20 protein-coding genes are annotated in these 16,929 nt (G+C 55.0%); 9 read left to right on the top strand and 11 right to left on the bottom strand.

Features of this window, described 5'->3' with window-relative positions:
• Position 1 precedes the first annotated feature (1 nt).
• The 4 genes from ACJJIZ_RS09955 to ACJJIZ_RS09940 are packed head-to-tail and all read right to left on the bottom strand — an operon-like array spanning position 2 to position 3,736.
• Positions 2-1,153, bottom strand: coding sequence for an ATP-NAD kinase family protein (locus ACJJIZ_RS09955; protein WP_444916038.1), 1,152 nt, complete (start codon positions 1,151-1,153; stop codon positions 2-4).
• Positions 1,144-2,265 carry a 4-phosphoerythronate dehydrogenase gene (locus ACJJIZ_RS09950; protein WP_444916037.1) on the bottom strand — a complete coding sequence of 374 codons (1,122 nt, stop codon included), beginning with the start codon at positions 2,263-2,265 and terminating at the stop codon, positions 1,144-1,146. Before ACJJIZ_RS09950 ends, ACJJIZ_RS09955 begins: the two co-directional genes overlap by 10 nt.
• Entirely contained in the window at positions 2,262-3,155 is an 894-nt protein-coding gene (locus tag ACJJIZ_RS09945; protein ID WP_444896617.1) for a 5'-3' exonuclease, read from the bottom strand. Before ACJJIZ_RS09945 ends, ACJJIZ_RS09950 begins: the two co-directional genes overlap by 4 nt.
• Entirely contained in the window at positions 3,152-3,736 is a 585-nt protein-coding gene (locus tag ACJJIZ_RS09940) for an elongation factor P hydroxylase (RefSeq protein WP_444916036.1), read from the bottom strand. Before ACJJIZ_RS09940 ends, ACJJIZ_RS09945 begins: the two co-directional genes overlap by 4 nt.
• Before the next feature lie 293 nt (positions 3,737-4,029).
• On the opposite strand from ACJJIZ_RS09940, the gene ACJJIZ_RS09935 reads away from it, so the two are divergent.
• On the top strand, positions 4,030-4,716 hold the full coding sequence (locus tag ACJJIZ_RS09935; RefSeq protein WP_108732560.1) for a hypothetical protein: 687 nt from the start codon (positions 4,030-4,032) through the stop codon (positions 4,714-4,716).
• A gap of 75 nt (positions 4,717-4,791) precedes the next feature.
• Here ACJJIZ_RS09935 and tusA read toward each other — a convergent pair whose 3' ends face one another.
• Positions 4,792-5,022 carry a sulfurtransferase TusA gene (tusA, locus tag ACJJIZ_RS09930; RefSeq protein ID WP_282933554.1) on the bottom strand — a complete coding sequence of 77 codons (231 nt, stop codon included), beginning with the start codon at positions 5,020-5,022 and terminating at the stop codon, positions 4,792-4,794.
• A 118-nt stretch (positions 5,023-5,140) separates the two neighbouring features.
• Here tusA and ACJJIZ_RS09925 point away from each other — a divergent pair, with 118 nt between their 5' ends.
• The gene (locus ACJJIZ_RS09925) at positions 5,141-5,428 is read left to right on the top strand and encodes an antibiotic biosynthesis monooxygenase family protein (RefSeq protein ID WP_413665059.1); all 288 of its coding nucleotides are present in this window, start codon (positions 5,141-5,143) and stop codon (positions 5,426-5,428) included.
• Here ACJJIZ_RS09925 and ACJJIZ_RS09920 read toward each other — a convergent pair.
• The 4 genes from ACJJIZ_RS09920 to ACJJIZ_RS09905 form a co-directional block, all read right to left on the bottom strand.
• Positions 5,403-6,041: an alpha/beta family hydrolase gene (locus tag ACJJIZ_RS09920; RefSeq protein WP_444916035.1), complete on the bottom strand. Its 639-nt coding sequence runs from the start codon at positions 6,039-6,041 to the stop codon at positions 5,403-5,405. The genes ACJJIZ_RS09925 and ACJJIZ_RS09920 overlap by 26 nt on opposite strands.
• On the bottom strand, positions 6,034-6,258 hold the full coding sequence (locus ACJJIZ_RS09915) for a YheU family protein (protein WP_108732557.1): 225 nt from the start codon (positions 6,256-6,258) through the stop codon (positions 6,034-6,036). The genes ACJJIZ_RS09920 and ACJJIZ_RS09915 overlap by 8 nt, the downstream gene beginning before the upstream one ends.
• Positions 6,259-6,320: 62 nt before the next feature.
• Complete coding sequence (locus tag ACJJIZ_RS09910; RefSeq protein WP_413665057.1) at positions 6,321-7,133, bottom strand: class I SAM-dependent methyltransferase; 813 nt, start codon at positions 7,131-7,133, stop codon at positions 6,321-6,323.
• A 16-nt stretch (positions 7,134-7,149) separates the two neighbouring features.
• Complete coding sequence (locus ACJJIZ_RS09905; RefSeq protein WP_413665056.1) at positions 7,150-7,494, bottom strand: MTH1187 family thiamine-binding protein; 345 nt, start codon at positions 7,492-7,494, stop codon at positions 7,150-7,152.
• A gap of 92 nt (positions 7,495-7,586) precedes the next feature.
• On the opposite strand from ACJJIZ_RS09905, the gene ACJJIZ_RS09900 reads away from it, so the two are divergent.
• From ACJJIZ_RS09900 to mnmC, 4 genes are all read left to right on the top strand, one after another.
• Positions 7,587-8,117 (top strand): glycine cleavage system transcriptional repressor, encoded by a 531-nt coding sequence (locus tag ACJJIZ_RS09900; protein WP_282933559.1) that lies wholly within the window; start codon positions 7,587-7,589, stop codon positions 8,115-8,117.
• An 82-nt stretch (positions 8,118-8,199) separates the two neighbouring features.
• Entirely contained in the window at positions 8,200-8,673 is a 474-nt protein-coding gene (gene trmL / locus ACJJIZ_RS09895) for a tRNA (uridine(34)/cytosine(34)/5-carboxymethylaminomethyluridine(34)-2'-O)-methyltransferase TrmL (protein ID WP_108732553.1), read from the top strand.
• A gap of 14 nt (positions 8,674-8,687) precedes the next feature.
• Positions 8,688-9,227, top strand: coding sequence for a flavodoxin FldB (gene fldB / locus ACJJIZ_RS09890; RefSeq protein ID WP_444896612.1), 540 nt, complete (start codon positions 8,688-8,690; stop codon positions 9,225-9,227).
• A gap of 13 nt (positions 9,228-9,240) precedes the next feature.
• Positions 9,241-11,229 (top strand): bifunctional tRNA (5-methylaminomethyl-2-thiouridine)(34)-methyltransferase MnmC2/FAD-dependent 5-carboxymethylaminomethyl-2-thiouridine(34) oxidoreductase MnmC1, encoded by a 1,989-nt coding sequence (gene mnmC, locus ACJJIZ_RS09885; RefSeq protein ID WP_444916034.1) that lies wholly within the window; start codon positions 9,241-9,243, stop codon positions 11,227-11,229.
• Here mnmC and ACJJIZ_RS09880 read toward each other — a convergent pair.
• On the bottom strand, positions 11,222-11,857 hold the full coding sequence (locus ACJJIZ_RS09880) for a DUF502 domain-containing protein (protein ID WP_108732551.1): 636 nt from the start codon (positions 11,855-11,857) through the stop codon (positions 11,222-11,224). The genes mnmC and ACJJIZ_RS09880 overlap by 8 nt on opposite strands.
• 9 nt (positions 11,858-11,866) lie before the next feature.
• Between ACJJIZ_RS09880 and ACJJIZ_RS09875 the strand changes: the two genes are divergently transcribed.
• Complete coding sequence (locus tag ACJJIZ_RS09875; RefSeq protein WP_444916033.1) at positions 11,867-12,679, top strand: glutaminyl-peptide cyclotransferase; 813 nt, start codon at positions 11,867-11,869, stop codon at positions 12,677-12,679.
• Here ACJJIZ_RS09875 and ACJJIZ_RS09870 read toward each other — a convergent pair.
• Positions 12,663-13,091, bottom strand: a complete 429-nt coding sequence (locus tag ACJJIZ_RS09870) for a hypothetical protein (protein ID WP_157953964.1) — start codon at positions 13,089-13,091, stop codon at positions 12,663-12,665. The two genes, ACJJIZ_RS09875 and ACJJIZ_RS09870, sit on opposite strands and share 17 nt — an antisense overlap.
• 153 nt (positions 13,092-13,244) lie before the next feature.
• On the opposite strand from ACJJIZ_RS09870, the gene recQ reads away from it, so the two are divergent.
• Both recQ and ACJJIZ_RS09860 read left to right on the top strand, forming a co-directional pair.
• Positions 13,245-15,050 carry a DNA helicase RecQ gene (recQ, locus tag ACJJIZ_RS09865; protein ID WP_444916032.1) on the top strand — a complete coding sequence of 602 codons (1,806 nt, stop codon included), beginning with the start codon at positions 13,245-13,247 and terminating at the stop codon, positions 15,048-15,050.
• Between the two features lie 98 nt (positions 15,051-15,148).
• Positions 15,149-16,660, top strand: coding sequence for a CoA-acylating methylmalonate-semialdehyde dehydrogenase (locus ACJJIZ_RS09860; RefSeq protein ID WP_444916031.1), 1,512 nt, complete (start codon positions 15,149-15,151; stop codon positions 16,658-16,660).
• Positions 16,661-16,929: the final 269 nt, after the last annotated feature.

The raw sequence follows: 16,929 nt of genomic DNA, 5'->3' as shown, positions 1-16,929 counted from the left end.
CTTATTGAATATCCCCGTTACTCAGTGGATAAAGAATGGCATCCCGGTAGCCGGTAACCACTCGAATAAAACCACTCCACCGTTTATCAAGCTTGGGGTTACCGCTATCGATTAATAGCGGACGCCCATGCAATTCCGTAATTTTTGTTTTAGTTGCAACCACGATTAAATTATCGCGCCCAACGCGCCGCAGTACATTGGCTGACAATTGTTGGTTACCCCGGCCAATTAAATGACCCTGGCCACCAATGGCGGTGAGAATGATTTTTACCGGCCCGCTGTGATCGGCAATGGCCTGTTCAATTTGCGGCGCACTGACATCCAACTGCAACAACTGGCCATCCAGTAATAAATCCACCCCCAACAGTGTTCCCTCACAGCCCAACTCGCTGAGGATTGCCAATGTAGTAGAGCCTGGGCCAACGACATACAGGGTTTGCGGGTCCAGGTCTTCGGTAATCTCTGCGGCGATATCCGCAACTGCCAGCTCTTCCACTTCGCGGCCGGCATTTTTTACCGCCTGTAAAAACTGGCCTTCCTGGGGCACCAGCAACTCGCCGTAGTAACGCGTGGTAACCCGCCCACTGCGGAATGACTGCTCATCAATATCCCGCACTTCACGCTCAGCGAGGTCCACCAGCTGCCCCGCCATCAGACGGCGCAAAACCTCACCACCCGCTTTAGGGGAAATCGCAAAACAGGCGGAGTGCATTTTCACTCCGGCGGGAATACCCAGCACCGGGAAATTATCCCCCAGGGCATTGACGATATTTCTCGCAGTGCCGTCACCGCCAATAAAAACAATGAGGTCTGCACCATTGTTGCGGATAGTGGCTGCTGCACGCTCTGTATCTTCCGGGGAGGATGGCGAGCACTCGGCCACGCCCACTTCACAGACAGAAAAACCGAGTTTACGCGCTGTACTGGCCCCCATATCGCCGGCAAAGCACAGGATTTCCAGCTCATCCTTAAAGGGTTTTAATTCCTCAAGGGCCAGCGCCGCACGCTGATTTGCCTGGGGTTCGATACCTGCGTCCAGCGCGCGTTGCACCGTTTCGGCACCATCGCTCCCCTTGAGACCTGCCGGGCCGCCAATGCCAGCCCAGGGGTTAATAATTAAACCAAGCTTTTTTACTTGTTTACTTAACTGCACGCCAACCCCAACACTTCCAGTTGCCGCTTCTCTTCGTCACCCAAAGTCTGGGCTGAAGTTTTGTAGTGACTGAACTCCAGGCGCTCGGGGTACTCTTTACGCAGCAAATCAAAAGCCTTCTCCATCGGCACATCACCTGCTGCCGCCGCGCGCAGGCGGCGATCATCCGCGCGGGGGTTGTACATCTGCAACAGTAATTCTTCTGCTGAGTCTCCCGTGACCTCTTTAAATGTAACAGCCGGCTGACATTCCGCAGACATAGGTGCAATACCCAATTCCCGGCACAAGGCCTCGCGAATCATACGGGTGCCGGCCAGCTTCCCATCCAGACTGTAACCGGCAATATGCGGTGTCCCCAGGTCAACATGCTGCAATAATTCAGTATCGATATCCGGTTCGTTTTCCCATACGTCCAGTACGGAAGTAAAACGCTTACCCCGCTGGATTTCCGTCAGCAGTGCCCGGTTGTCTACCACCCCACCCCGGCCGGCGCTAATCAATACGCTGCCATCGCGGAGCTGGCGCAACTGCTCTGCTCCAATCATATGGAAACTGGGGTAGGTGCCGCCCTTAACCAGCGGTGCGTGAAGGCAAACAATATCCTGGCTCAGCACCTTTTCCAGCTCACTCGCATCCGGGTTTTCCGGTAGCCAGGGATCGTAAACTGCGCAGGAAACCCCGAGAGCATGCAAGCGCTGCTGCAAAAGCCCGCCAACATTGCCGCAGCCCACTATGCCGAAGCTGCGCCCATGCCAGTCAATTTCCAGTGCGGCCAGGGTGCAGAAAACATACTCCACCACGGAGTTGGCATTGCAGCCAGGCGCGGCGCTCCAGAAGATCTCATTGCGTTCCAACCACTGGGTATCCAGGTGATCAGTGCCTATGGTGCAACTGCCAACAAAGCGCACCCGGGTCCCCTCCAGCAGGCTTTGATCAACCTGGGTGACCGAGCGCACCAGCAAAATATCCGCATCAATTAATTGTTCTCGGCTCAAGGTGCGGCCGTGGTAGCGCTCCAGCGTTCCCAGATCACCGAAATACGCCTCCAACGCAGGAATATTCTCATCGGCGACAATTTTTAATCCCGCACTCTGTGCAGCACTATCCGTCATGTAAGTTCTCCATCAACACCCGCTAAGGTGCGTTCAATCTTCTTGCTCAGGCCACCGATACCAAATTCCTCCGCCAGGGAACGGGCCAGATAGACATCCACCGGCTGTGGGCGCAAATCTGCCAGTTTTATATCCAGGGGAACCCGCTCCTCAAGACTGGTCAGGCGCTTGGCGAGGTGCAGCTGCTCTTCGTATTCCTCTATCCGGGCCACCAATCCCTTGGCTCCGCGAATGGGCATTGTGGCAAGGGTATCGAGCTGCTCCAGCAACATTTCTATAGTGTCGAATGCCTCTAACAGGCGTGCCGCAGTCTTTGGGCCAACCCCGGGTATCCCGGGAATATCATCGCTGGTGTCTCCCACCAGGGCCAGATAGTCGGGAATCTGCTCCGGGCGCACACCGAACTTTTCCCGTACGCCCTCGCCATCCAGGTGCCGGTCGTTGGCAAAATCCCACAGGGATACAGCGCCCCGAGCCAGCAGCTGCCCCAGATCCTTGTCCCGGCTCACGACCACTGGGTTATGCCGGTGCAGCTTCCGGGTTAACGTGGCCAGTATGTCATCGGCCTCGTAGCGCTCACTGGAAAAGCTGGCAATACCCAGTACCTCAGCCATTTCCCGGCACGCCGCCAGCTGGAAAGCCAGGGCTTCATCGGGCAGTGCGCGACTGCACTTATAGTCTGGGTAAATCTCATTGCGAAAACAGCTTCCCAATGATTCGTCGAAGGCGCAGGCAATATAGCCCGGTTGTCGCGCCAACATATCCAACAGGAAGTTAGTAAAGCCGTAAACGGCTTCAGTGGAGTAGCCACTGCGACTCTCCCAGTTGGGCGGCAGCGCAAAGTAGTAGCGAAAAATATATACCGATGCGTCTATGAGATAACTATTCAAGAGAGATCCGCCAATTGGTAGCTGCCCCGGTCAAAAGGATTGGGACAACCGAATTCCTTCATCAGGGCTTCGGCGAATGCACAGGCCCGAGGGTTGGGCCGGGTATCACAATAGTCCAGAACTTGCTGCCGGATGGCCTTTTTAAACCGGTCGCTAGCGCCCAATCCATTTTCCAGATTGTCAGCGCTCACGCGAAACTTGAGTCCGCAAGCCCGTGCAAAGATCCATTCAAGGGCCTGTGGCTTGACCTCTACCTGCTCGAACTCAGCCTGCTGGTCGGCACTGCGACCATCCGGCGCATACCAGTAACCGTAATCCGGCAACTGCCGCCGGGCCTCTCCGGCGACACACCAGTGCGCCACTTCATGCAAAGCGCTGGCGGCATAGTCCAGGGTGAACTCCACCTGGTGGTAGGTTTGACCCTCCCCCCTTGGCCGGTAATAGGGCTCGCAAAAGCCCCCGCGAAGTCGGGTATTGAGCCCATTTGGGTCTGAAAAACAGTGATCGAAGACTCTGACAATACGATCAGCCATTGGCAGTTTCGTAGGAACAGAAGCCATTTCTGCGGTTGCAACAGGCAAGGCGTTCTCCGGGATACCTCAAAGGCGGGGACTATATCAACGCCTGCGCCCCGATCAAAGCGCAGGCGCTTGCGGGGCGCAAAAGGCGCTGGTTGTATTTCGGCAAATCAACATATACCTTTAGGAACAGGGATGCCGCAGAGGGCGTGTCCTTCTAGCGTCTCCCCGAGGAGGGAATTAAAGCAATCAAACACCCTCCTGCCCCAGTCTTCCTTCAGAGGTAGGGCATTTCGCTGTCGCACCTTCATCTGACGTGGAGACGGTATACAACCGGCCCTGCAAGGAGGTGTTCCATGACAGACCACAGCATCAACAATGTGGTTGACCTCTTCACCGGCGAGCCCATCGAAACTTCTGCGGACAGGCGCTTTATTCGTCTTTCGCCGGAGCTAGACGGCTTGGAAATGCTCTACTCCAACAACTCCAGCGGCACAGATCTATATAGCCTGAAAGTTTTATGCTGGGGTCTCAAAGCAAATGGCGAGGTCGTAGGCCTCGTTCCCTGGTTAAACACCATAGTGGCCTGTCCCGACATCAAGGACCCTCTCGACGGACGCTTTGAGGGCTACTATGACCCCGGCATTGAGGAAATCTTCCATCAGCCCCCCATTCACAAGATCGTCGAGCTGGAGACTGCGGCGGAATACTTTGAATACGAGAGCAATAAAGCTGAGGAAGTACTCCAGGAGATCCCCGACACCATCGGCACCCACGCTGTGTTTATGGATGAACAGCGCGAGAACCTGACACTGATTGAGGTCGTCAGCTGGAGGTTGCACGCCGACGGGGAGATTCACGGCATGCTAATAGACCACGATATTGTTGAAACCACTCCGGTTTTACCGGGGGATCACTGCCTGTACCCCGCGCAGGAGAGCGAGGGATTCCGGTACTTTTTCCAACACCATATCGCTAACAAAATTAAATCCGAGGACCCCGAAGCCCTGGCCGCTATCGCTGCCCTGGTGACAGCTCCCTAGGGACTGTTGGGTCTTAATATTCAGGAGTGTGCCAGCCCCCGCCAATGGCATGGGGGCTGGAGCAACCGCGACCCGCTATTCCGCTTTTTTAATCCAGTAGACAAATTCGTCATTTTCCTCTGCGTGCTGTACCAGCTCATATCCAAGAAATTGGCAGAACTTGGGCACATCCCGCTGAGTGGAGGGGTCGGTAGCAACCATTTTCAACACTTCACCATCGGCGACATTGCGCACCGCTGAATGCAGCATCATGACGGGTTCCGGGCACAGGAGGCCACGGGCATCTAAGGTGTGATCTGACTTCATAGGTATCATTGTGCGCAATTTTACCGCCGTCGTCATCTCCAGAGGCATGAGGGCCGCGCGGTAATTCCCCTGCGCCCGCACTAAAATCCTCATAGGGCTAACGCAATTCGGGCTGACAATGATCTACGTGTTGATAGAACGGGAAATTGCGGCAGAAATGCAGGGCAGCTATGAAGAGGCCGCCCGCAAAATCCTCACTTGCGCCTACCGCACAGTAGGCTTTATCGAGGGGCAGACCTATATCGAGAAGGGCAATCCCTTGCGGCGCTTTACACTCTCCAAATGGCAATCTGAGCTCCATTGGCAACACTGGTATACCAGCCAGGAGCGCCGCGCACAGATGAATCTACTCAACCCACTGATGGTGCGGGAAGAGCGCATTACTGTCCTAGAGATCGCAGCATAAACTGGGCAGCCAACTCTACTGCGGATTGCCAATGCTGAAGCTGGTTAAAACCGCTGGCGCGACGGGGTTTAAAGTCGTGATCGCCATCTTCCAGCCACTCGACCTCAATGGTGTTCGCCAAACCGTAGCCCTCTACCTCAGCCCGGCTGCCTAATGGGTCCCGATCTCCCTGTATCACCAAGGTCTGGCAGCGAATATCCACCAAGTGCTCGGTACGCAGCTTTTCCGGCTTGCCCTGGGGGTGAAACGGATATCCCAGGCATACGGCACCGGCAATCGCCTTCTGCCCCCAGTATTCATCCGCCAACAGACTCGCCACGCGCCCGCCCATGGACTTACCACCGATAAACAGGGGCAACTCGGGGCCTAACTGGACGATTTGCTCGCGGAAAGACTCTTGCAGCTGGGGCATGGTATTGGGTGGCCGCTTACTTCCCCCGGTGCGCCGCTGCGCCATATAGGGAAACTCAAAACGGACAACTTCCACACCCTGCTCACACAACCCCTGCGCCAGGAACTGCATAAACTCACTGTCCATCGGCGCCCCGGCGCCATGGGCAAACAGAAAGCGCGCAAGGGGCTCTCTCGGGCTATCGATCAACCACTCAGACATCGGGGGGCAGGTCCTCGGCCAGGACCAGGTTTACAGTTTCTTCACCGGGCTCAAACCAGATCACCACTTGGCCGGATTGCAGCTGGCGACGCAGGCTGGCAACTTTGTCCACCAGTTCCACTTCACGTTCACCGTATTCGGTGCCCTCGCGAGTGGCGTACTCTTCCAGCAGAGATTGCAGGGTATCGGCATCTAGTTGTTCGAAGGGAATAATCATACAGCGACTAATTCAGGTAGGCTGGGAGCAGCCATAGCCACCCCCAGAATATTGTAAAACGATCAGGACTTGGGTTTGCGGAAGCGCAGGGTCATACGATCGCTCTCGCCAATAGCGAGATACTTTTCACGGTCCTCTTCACCCAAGCGCATTACCGGCGGTAAGGTCCATACGCCTTTGGGGTGGTCAGCAGTGTCTTTGGGGTTCGCATTTACCTCGCTGGCCTCTTCGAATTCAAAGCCCGCCTTTTTAGCCAGGTCGATAACATACTCCTGGGTGACATAACCACTTTTCACCATATCTTCCAGGCTGGTACCTGGCTTGGCACGGTGCTCAACGATCCCCAGAACACCACCGGGCTTCAGCGCGGCAAAAAAGCTGGCAAAAGCTTCATCGGCATAATCGCGATACATCCAGTTGTGCACGTTGCGGAAAGTTACTACGGCATCGGCACTGCCTGCCGGAGCAATCTCGCGACCGGTTTGCGGGGCAAACTCAGTTACAATTACTTTCTTGTAAGCCTTATCGTTAGCAGCCAGCTTCGCTTTGAAGTTCTTCAGGGAGCGCTTGAAGTAGTCGGACTCACTATTCTCGGGGAAGTGCGCCGCATATAAGGTCCCCTTCTTGCTCAGGTAGGGCCCGAGAATTTCGGTATACCAACCGCCGCCCGGGGTAATTTCCACTACCGTCATATCCGGCTCGATCCCCATAAACTCCAGGGTCTCCGCTGGGTTGCGGTACTGATCGCGGGCGACATAATCCTTGTTGCGATGATCCCCCTTAATGGCAGCAGAGAAATCTGCGGCCTGGGTTGTGCCCGCCAAAGCCAGGGCACCGGCCAGGGCCACCAGGGATTTCTTAAAATTGCTCGTCATAGTTTTTCCTGTGTTGTTATCGTTGGTCCAACTTCATTTGCACACTGTCGATCTTATCCTGCATAGATTGCTCGCGGTCAATACGAGTTCCCAATTTCAGACTGGAACTGATTCGGTCGGCGCCCATTTGATGCACCCGCTCGTGGCACTCTTTAACTGCCGCCATCACCTTATCCCAGTCCCCCTCGATATTGGTACCGTATGCGTGCAGGCGATAGGAAAGCCCCGCCTCTTCCAGCACCCGCTCACACTCAGCAACGTATTTACTGACGGAAACACCAACGCCGATAGGGATCACACATAAGTCAGCAATCACGTTCATCAACAGTCCCTCGTTAAAGTACTTGGATATTGGTTTCAAAATAACGCTTTTGAGATTGGCCGATAGAGTTATTCGACGAGATCCTATTACAATGTCAGCTCAACGTCTCTCGTGAAGCAAAGGAACCCTATATGCAACAGCATCTCGTTATCTCCATGATCTCTGATGACAAGCCCGGTGTCGTGGAAAAGCTTTCAGCAGTTATCGCAGATAACGGCGGCAACTGGGAAGACAGCCATATGGCCCACTTCGCTGGGAAGTTTGCCGGAATCCTGCGGGTGGCGGTGCCCGCAGATAAAAGCGAGACACTTAAAGAGGCGTTATCAGCCCTGGCAAACGCAGGCTACAACCTGGTCATTGAAGATGCCATTGCAGTATCCGCCAAACCCCAGCAGACGCTGACGCTGAAACTGGTTGGCAACGACCGTCCCGGCATAGTCCGCGAGATCTCGCGCGCACTTACCGCTCACCATATCAATATGGAGCATCTGGAAACCACTTACGGCAGCACCCCCTGGAGCGGTGAGCCCCTGTTTAATGCCGAGTGCACTATCAGTGTGGCCGAAGACATAGATCTCGACGGCCTGCGTGACGATCTGGACCAGATTGCCAATGAACTCGGGGTCGAGATCGATTGCGAGGAGATCGCCACCCCCATCTAATTGTGGAATAATCCGCAGCCGTACAGGGCCGGGCACTGCTGTCCGGTCTAGCTAGAAGTCTCTCCAGCGCAAACGCCACCTCATGTTCAAGATTGTTCTATACCAACCTGAAATAGCGCCAAATACCGGCAATATTATTCGACTTTGTGCCAATACCGGGGCAGAGCTGCACCTTATCGAGCCCTTAGGTTTCGATATGGATGACAAACGCCTGCGTCGCGCCGGCCTCGACTACAGCGAGTACAGTCGCGTGGTGCGCCACAAGGACTGGCAGACCTTTATCGATAGCGAGCAACCCGCCAGGGTGCTGGCGCTCTCCACCAAGGGAAGCAAAAGCCATACCGCGATCGAATTCCAGGCGGATGACGCCATTGTGTTTGGCCCGGAGACCCGGGGGCTACCCGCAGAGTTCCTGCAAGCAGTAGGGGCCGAAAACACTTTGCGTATCCCCATGCGTGCCGAGAGCCGCAGTATCAACCTATCCAATGCCGCCGCCATTGTTATCTACGAGGCTTGGCGACAATTGGATTTTAGTGGCGCCGTGTCCCAGCAGTAAGAAGTTCACCTGTTATGCAAAGTTCCCAAGCCCCAATCGGACTCTTTTACGGTTCCAGCACTTGCTATACCGAAATGGCTGCGGAGAAGATCCGCCAGTGTATCGGTCCTCAATGGATTGATATCCACAATATCGCAGAGGCGGATATTGGCCTCGCCGAAGACTACGACTTCCTTTTGTTCGGCATTCCCACCTGGGACTACGGCGAACTGCAAGAGGACTGGGAAAATATCTGGGACGACTTGGCCGCGCTGGACCTGCACGAGAAAAAGGTCGCGCTGTTTGGTCTGGGTGATCAGGAAGGCTACCCCCAGTGGTTCCAGGACGCCTTGGGCTATTTGCATTCACAGCTCCTCGCCTGCGGTGCCCGTGCAGTGGGCTATTGGTCCGCAGAAGGTTACGAGTTTGAAGAGTCCAAGGGGCTAACCGCCGATGGCAGCCAGTTTGTCGGGCTGGCCCTGGATGAGGAGAACGAATTCGATCTGAGCGAGGAGCGTATCCAGCGCTGGTGCGCCCAGGTAATGCGCGAGTTTGGCTTGCAGGATGAGGGCTGACGGAAGTCTTATTGTGAGCGAACCGGACAAAAAGTACGCAGAAATTGAATGGCGTGAAGATGGCCAGCCGCTGTCTCGCGCCTACGACGATATCTATTTTTCCAGCGCCTCCGGCCTGGAGGAAACCCGCTACGTTTTCCTGCAGCAAAATGCCCTGGCTGAACGCTGGCAACAGCTCGCGGAGAGCGGCACCTTTACCATCGCCGAGACAGGCTTCGGCACCGGCCTGAACTTTCTCGCCGCCGCAGAGCTTTGGCAGAAAACGGCCCCGGAAAGTGCTCGCTTGCACTTTATTTCGGTCGAGAAGTTCCCGCTGCGTCCCAACGACCTGCGCAGGGCACTGGATCTCTGGCCACAACTGGCCCCGTTCGCTCAGCCTTTGATTGACAGCTACCCTCCCCTGCTGGCCGCCGGCATTCACCGGCTGCACTTTGGCCCAGTCAGCCTGACCCTGATTATCGGGGAGGCAAGTGAGGCCCTGAACAGCTTGCGCCTGCAAAGGGACAGCGATCACCAGGTAGACGCTTGGTTCCTGGACGGTTTTGCCCCAGCCAAGAACCCGGATATGTGGACACCAGAGCTGTTTAACAACATGGCCGCTCTAAGCAGTCCCAGCGCCACTTTCGCCACCTTTACCTGTGCCGGGCTGGTTAAGCGCGGACTCCGCGATGCCGGTTTTTCCCTGCGCAAGGTTCCCGGCTTCGGGCGCAAAAGAGAGATGCTGTGTGGCACTCTGGAGAGCCCACAAGTGAGCGAAACCAGGGAAACTCCGTGGCACCTACCTCACCAGGAAAGCAAGCCTCCTAAAACCGTCGCTATTGTCGGCGCGGGAATAGCCAGTGCCACTATTGCCCGGGCACTGGCAGAGCGCGGCATCGATGTCCAGGTATTTGAACAGGGTGAGGAACCCGGCTCTGGTGGCTCTGGGAATGACCAGGGAATTCTATACGCCAAGTTATCACCCAAGCCCGGCCCCAACGGAGACTTCAATCTCCACGCTTTGATGTTTGCCCAGCGCTACTACCGCAGCCGCTGCTCTAAAGTGAGCCACTTCAGCGGTCTGCTTCAATTGGCGCAAACTGAGCGGGAACAGCAATTACAGAGTCAGGTTGCCGCCACACTGGCGGAGAGCGATGGGCAGCTATTGGCTGAACCTGTCGATGCTCGAGCGGCCAGCTCCCTGGCAGGTGTGGACCTACCCGTAGGTGGACTGCACTTTCCTCACGCCGGGTGGATTGAACCGCGCAAAGTCTGCGCCACTTTATTGCAGCATCCAAATATCACCCTGCACAGCAACAGCTTGGTAAAAGAATTAGAACGAGAAGAGAGCGGTTGGTCAGTGAAAACAGACCGCAGTGACTTTCAATTTAATGCGGTAGTTCTGTGCGGTGCCAATGACATTCGCCAATTTGCCCCTGCGGCGGCCCTTCCCCTGAAGCCAATTCGCGGGCAGGTATCCAGAGCAACGGCCACTGAAAATTCTTCGCAGTTACAAATGGCTTTGTGCGGTGAGGGTTATATCACTCCTGCCTTTCAAGGGCGTCAGAGCTTTGGTGCCACCTTTAAGCTTAAGGAGACCGCCACTGATCTACGGGTTAGCGAGCACAGCGAGAATCTACAAACCCTGGCGGAGCTACTGCCGCAAATAGCAGATGAGTTCTCACAACAGTCTCTCTCTGGCCGAGCGGCTTTGCGCGCAGCGACCCCCGACTACCTACCCTTAGTCGGCCCCTTACCCAACTGGGACTCTATCAGCGATACCTATGTCGCACTGCGCAAGAATCGCAAGCAGTACGTTCCCGAGCGGGCTGACTACCAGCAAGGCCTCTATGTAATGGGAGGCTTGGGTTCCCGTGGCTTTACCTACGCACCACTAACAGCCGAGGTACTGACTGCCTGGATGCTCAATGAGCCCCTTCCGGTCAGCGCAACCCTGGCCAAAGCACTGCACCCGGCTCGCTTTGCCATTCGCGATCTGGGTAGAAACCGGGATATCAAGTAGAGGGGACTCCAGTCTCCTTCTTCTCTGAAGACAGCAAGTTGGCACTGCCGGAACCACAGGCGACGATTGTCTTCATCGCCGCCTCAACACTCACGCCGGGCAGTATTTCTACGCACTCTGCCGGTACGTGAAACACAAACCCGGAGGTGGGTACCGGCGCTGTGGGCACATAGACGGTCATATCTCCATTGGGGTGTTGAGAAGTGACAATTGCGGTGACGGTGAGCGGATTATCAATGCCGTGAATGCGGACCTTGGCTACCGGCCCCGCCAGCACACCTTCACCACCGCCACCAATAAACTGGATCACCACATCTTTGATGGTGCTGTAACCCGGCGCCAGGCGTCCCAACCAGTGATCCACATGGCGGTGCAACCAGCTGCCAACACTGGTTTTCACCAACAAACCAATCGCGAAACAACCACCGAGAATCAGGGCTATCACCACGAGCCTGGCAAGGGTATTCTTAAATTCTGTATGCGCCTCAAGCCACACCACAGCGGGAGCTACAAGATCGCTAACTTGACCGAACAGCCACTGAAACAGCAGGACAAAGATAGCTATAGGCAGCACCACTGCGAGTCCACCCAGCAGCGTCAAAGTGATAAAAGTTTTAATTCTGGTCATAGGCTATTGATGAACCGACTTCTCGTGAACAGCTGGATACTGTTATTGCTTTACGCCCCTTGGCCGCAAAGTGCAGCTGCAGAGACACAACTCCAAACAATCCCTTTTTCCATCCTGGAAGAGCGCCAGCGTGGAGGGGACCATTTCACCCAGGGGCTTTTCTACGATGGTCAACGCTGGTGGGAGAGCAGTGGTCGCTACCGCCGCTCCTGGCTCGCCGAGTATACCGATCCTGGCGCCAATCCAGTAAGACGCAAATGGCTGGCCAGGAATCGTTTCGCCGAAGGGCTCACAGTTCTCCACGATAAACTTTACCTGCTGACCTACAAGGCGGGAGAGGTCCATGTCTACCACGCAGACAAGCTCCAACATTTGAAGGTCATGCACTATCGAGGCGAAGGCTGGGGCCTCACCAGTAATGGCCAGCAGCTGATTATGAGTAATGGCAGTGGCGAACTGGTTTTCCGCGATCCCGATACTTTTGAGGTAGTGCGACACCTCAAAGTTCAAGGCGGAGGTAAAAATTGGTCCAGACTCAATGAATTGGAATTTGCCCAGGGCCTGATTTGGGCAAATATATGGCAAGAAAAACAGATTATTGCCATCGATCCGGAGAGTGGCCAGGTGCGCGGCATTATCGATCTCAGCGCTCTCAATCCGGCCGGCAGAAATCACCCTGACACCGTGGCCAATGGGATCGCCTGGGACAAAGCCAAAAATGGGCTCTGGATAACTGGAAAGTACTGGAAACAGCTCTATTTGATTCGCCCTGCAGGACTGGGCTTTGAGCGTACCAGTAGAGTTTCTAACGCTGATCCGTAACGGTCAGCACCCCCCCATCCCGGAGATAGTCCATCGCAGACAACTGCAACTGCAAGCGATAGCCGTGCCCCCTGCTCTGTAGGCTGACGCCTTCCAAACTCGCCTCGCCGTCATACAGCGTGGTGAATTTCCCTTCTTCATTTTCCCACTGAATATTTTCAACTTTTTGCATGCCGGGTAACTCAAGAGTGACCACTGTGAACTCTTCCGGCAAAGGCTGTAGCTCAACCTGGGCAACACCCGATGCGGTCGCCAGGGAAAATGCCAGTTGGTTTTCCGGTGCTGTTTGCCACCCCAGGTGAGTGTCAGCAACAACAGATTGAACCAGATTATGTGGGGAGGTGGAGGCGCACCCCAGAAGTCCGGCAGGAACCGTCAACGACAACACAGTTGACAAAATCAATGTGCGCATAGCCCTATCCTTAGCTTGCCGCTGTGATGGCGTAGGATTATAACCCGCGAAATATGTCACAGGCGTAAAGCCGTCAATTTCATTCAATTTCAGCGGCATACTCATCAATAAACATACCACGCGCGATCGAGCCACAAGGTATACTCCCCGCCCATGAATTCCCCACAACATATTCTCGAACACGTTTTTGGCTATACCGATTTCCGCGATCCTCAAAAAGCAGTTATCGACACACTGGTAGCCGGCAATGATGCCCTGGTATTAATGCCCACCGGCGGTGGTAAATCCCTGTGCTACCAGATTCCCGCCCTGGCGCGCCCCGGGTGTGGAGTTGTTATCTCCCCCCTGATTGCTCTGATGCAGGACCAGGTAGAAGCTCTTCAGGAAGCCGGCATCCGCGCCGCTTACTTGAATTCATCGGTGGCCTATGACGAAATCCAGGCAATCGAAAGCCAGCTATTACACGGTGAGCTGGATCTCCTCTATCTAGCCCCGGAGCGGTTGCTACAACCACGAACCCTGTCATTACTGCAACGAGTTGAACTGTCGCTGTTTGCCATTGATGAAGCCCACTGTGTTTCCCAATGGGGGCACGACTTTCGCGCCGACTATCTGCAACTCAACTGCCTGCACGAGCAATTCCCCCGGGTGCCCCGTATTGCCCTGACAGCGACAGCAGACAAGCGCACCCGTGCAGAAATTGCTCGCCGCTTGGACTTGGAAGAGGCCCGCCACTTCGTCAGCAGCTTCGACCGCCCCAATATCCAGTACCGCATTGAGCCCAAGGACAACCAGCGCCGCCAACTGCTGCAATTCTTACAGAGCGGACATCAGGGCAACGCCGGGGTTATTTACTGCCTGTCCCGAGCCAAAGTGGAGAACACTGCGGAGTGGTTGAGCCAGCAAGGCTTCACTGCCCTGCCCTATCACGCCGGACTACCCGCCGAGACCCGCGCCGAGCACCAGCGTCGCTTCCTGCGTGAAGAGGGCGTCATTGTTGTCGCCACCATTGCATTTGGTATGGGGATTGATAAGCCGGATGTGCGTTTCGTTGTTCACCTGGACCTGCCCAAAAGCATAGAAGCCTACTATCAGGAAACGGGCCGTGCGGGCCGCGATGGTGGGGCCTCAGTTGCTTTACTCCTCTACGGTCTTGAGGATGTGGTAAAGATCGGCCAGATGGTGGAGTCCTCAGAGGGCAGCGAAGAGCACAAGCGCCAGGAACGCAGCCGCCTGAATGCCATGCTCGGGCTGTGTGAAATCACCAGCTGCCGCCGCCAGGCCCTACTGGACTATTTTGCGGAACCCCTGGACGAACCCTGCGGCAACTGTGACACCTGTCTGCAGCCGCCTGCCACCTGGGATGCCAGTGAGGCAGCGGTAAAACTACTCTCCTGTGTCTATCGCACCGGACAGCGCTTTGGCGCCAGCCACGTGATCGATGTACTGCGCGGCTCCGAGAACGAGAAAGTCCGCAAATTCGAGCATGACCAGCTCTCCACTCATGGCATCGGCAAAGACCTGAGCGCAGCCGAATGGCGGGCAGTCATGCGGCAGCTGATTGTTCGCGGCTACCTGGAGGTCGAGGGGGAATTCCAGGGGCTGAGGCTCACTGAAATTTGTCGCCCGCTGCTGCGCCGGGAGGAGACTCTTAATCTTCGCAAGCTTCCCCCAAAAGCGGCGCGCTCGCAGAGCCGTGACAGTCGCAGCCTGGATGATCTCAGCCCAGAAAACCAAGTGCTTTGGGAAGCCCTGCGCAACTGTCGCAAACAGTTGGCAGAAGAGCGCGGCGTGCCGCCTTATGTCGTCTTCCACGATGCGACCCTGCGCGGTATGGTACAAGCCCACCCACAAACACGCAGTGAGCTATTAGCGGTCTCCGGCGTTGGAGACAGTAAGCTCGAACGCTTCGGCGATGCATTTTTGGCGGTTCTCAGGGATTTTCCCAAACACGAATAACTCCGAACAGTCGGGAGCTTTTCCCCAAAACACAGAGCTGTGTTACAAAGGGGCAAAGCAGTAGAACAATAATTGATAAACCCGACTGAGAGAGAACTATGAAAGTAATCGGCCACCTGATTAATGGCAACATGGTTAATAACACCGGTGCCGCAGGTAACTCCGAACTCCAAGAGGTCACCAACCCCTCCACCAATGAAGTGATCGCCCAGGTTTCGTTAGCCTCTAAAGCGACTGTTGAAGAGGCCATTAGCGCAGCTGAAGCGGCCTTCCCTGCTTGGCGAAACCTTCCGACGGCCAAGCGAGTACGAATTATGTACCGCCTGCGAGACCTGCTGCAGGAGAACGCTGCAAAGATCTGTGAGCTGATTACCCTGGAACACGGCAAAGTCCTCGACGATGCGATGGGGGAATTACAGCGAGGCATCGAGAATATCGAGTACGTTTGCTCTACTCCGGAAATGCTAAAGGGCGAACACAGTAAAAATGTCGGGCCGGCAATAGACTCCTGGAGCGAATTCCAACCGCTGGGTGTTTGTGCCGGCATAACCCCCTTTAACTTCCCCGCTATGGTCCCCCTGTGGATGTGGCCCATGGCAATTGCCTGCGGCAATACCTTTGTACTAAAACCCTCCGAACGCACCCCCTCCTCTGCACTGTTTATCGCGGAGCTGGGTATAGAAGCCGGCATCCCTACAGGGGTACTAAATGTAGTTAACGGCGGTAAAGAGGCCGTCGATACACTCCTCACCGATAAACGTGTCCAAGCGGTGAGCTTTGTGGGATCGACTCCGATCGCAGAGTATGTCTACACCACAGGCACCGCCCATGGAAAAAGAGTGCAAGCGTTTGGTGGTGCCAAGAACCATGCGATCATCATGCCCGATGCCGACCTGGACAACGCTGCCGCTGCTCTAATGGGCGCAGCCTATGGTTCCTGTGGTGAACGCTGTATGGCCATCTCTGTCGCTGTAGCGGTAGGTAATGAAACCGCCGATGCCCTTGTTGAGAAGCTCAAAGTACAAATTGCTGATCTGAAAATCGGCGATGGTATGGACAGCCAAAGCGATATGGGGCCACTGGTAACCCGGCAACACTTACAAAAAGTGGAGAGTTATATTGCCGCTGGTATCGAAGAAGGTGCCGAGTTGGCTGTAGATGGGCGCAACCAAACCGTTTCCGGTTTTGAAAATGGTAATTACCTGGGCGCCTGTCTGTTCGATCGAGTCACTCCGGAAATGTCGATTCATAGTGGGGAGATATTTGGCCCGGTACTCTGTGTGATGCGTGTCGAAACCATGCAAGAGGCCATGGATATTATCGATGCTCATGAATACGGTAACGGCACCTGTCTATTTACTCGCGACGGTGAGGCCGCACGCTATTTCAGCGACAATATTAAAGTTGGAATGGTTGGTATCAACGTACCTCTGCCGGTACCGATAGCACACCACAGTTTTGGTGGCTGGAAGCGTTCACTGTTTGGCGACCTCCACGCCTACGGCCCCGATTCAGTGCGTTTTTGCACCAAGCGCAAAACCATTACCCAGCGCTGGCCTGCCAGTGGTGTAAGGGAAGGTATTCAGTTCAGTTTTCCTTCAAATCAGTAATTACTGAAACAAATCATTATAAGAAGGCCCGTAACTAAGCGGGCCTTCTTCCTATCTCCAGATATAAACTGCTAGCAGGCATAAACCTACAAGGCTCCAAGCTTTACATTCCTTAAGCACTCCCTCCCCCCCCTATTTTCACACTTAGCACCAAAACCTTATATTTACCTCAGTAATTGGCTCACAAAAAAACAAATAGGCTTTTATTTTTTTATGCACCTCATGTACTTTAGATTGACAGGATGAGATTATTTATTTAGCAACAATTG

It is taken from the genome of Microbulbifer maximicatervae (SeqCode) (genome assembly GCF_052467225.1).
This window is presented reverse-complemented; position numbering and strand designations above follow the sequence as displayed.

Excerpts from the sequence above, each read along its gene's own strand:
- ACJJIZ_RS09920 (WP_444916035.1), bottom strand. The coding sequence starts at position 6,041 with ATGTCTGAGTGGTTGATCGATAGCCCGAGAGAGCCCCTTGCGCGCTTT.
- ACJJIZ_RS09875 (WP_444916033.1), top strand. The coding sequence starts at position 11,867 with ATGAACCGACTTCTCGTGAACAGCTGGATACTGTTATTGCTTTACGCC.
- ACJJIZ_RS09925 (WP_413665059.1), top strand. The coding sequence starts at position 5,141 with ATGATCTACGTGTTGATAGAACGGGAAATTGCGGCAGAAATGCAGGGC.
- ACJJIZ_RS09950 (WP_444916037.1), bottom strand. The coding sequence starts at position 2,265 with ATGACGGATAGTGCTGCACAGAGTGCGGGATTAAAAATTGTCGCCGAT.
- ACJJIZ_RS09860 (WP_444916031.1), top strand. The coding sequence starts at position 15,149 with ATGAAAGTAATCGGCCACCTGATTAATGGCAACATGGTTAATAACACC.
- ACJJIZ_RS09935 (WP_108732560.1), top strand. The coding sequence starts at position 4,030 with ATGACAGACCACAGCATCAACAATGTGGTTGACCTCTTCACCGGCGAG.
- trmL (WP_108732553.1), top strand. The coding sequence starts at position 8,200 with ATGTTCAAGATTGTTCTATACCAACCTGAAATAGCGCCAAATACCGGC.
- ACJJIZ_RS09900 (WP_282933559.1), top strand. The coding sequence starts at position 7,587 with ATGCAACAGCATCTCGTTATCTCCATGATCTCTGATGACAAGCCCGGT.
- ACJJIZ_RS09880 (WP_108732551.1), bottom strand. The coding sequence starts at position 11,857 with ATGACCAGAATTAAAACTTTTATCACTTTGACGCTGCTGGGTGGACTC.
- tusA (WP_282933554.1), bottom strand. The coding sequence starts at position 5,022 with ATGAAGTCAGATCACACCTTAGATGCCCGTGGCCTCCTGTGCCCGGAA.
- ACJJIZ_RS09910 (WP_413665057.1), bottom strand. The coding sequence starts at position 7,133 with ATGACGAGCAATTTTAAGAAATCCCTGGTGGCCCTGGCCGGTGCCCTG.
- ACJJIZ_RS09915 (WP_108732557.1), bottom strand. The coding sequence starts at position 6,258 with ATGATTATTCCCTTCGAACAACTAGATGCCGATACCCTGCAATCTCTG.
- ACJJIZ_RS09870 (WP_157953964.1), bottom strand. The coding sequence starts at position 13,091 with ATGCGCACATTGATTTTGTCAACTGTGTTGTCGTTGACGGTTCCTGCC.
- recQ (WP_444916032.1), top strand. The coding sequence starts at position 13,245 with ATGAATTCCCCACAACATATTCTCGAACACGTTTTTGGCTATACCGAT.
- fldB (WP_444896612.1), top strand. The coding sequence starts at position 8,688 with ATGCAAAGTTCCCAAGCCCCAATCGGACTCTTTTACGGTTCCAGCACT.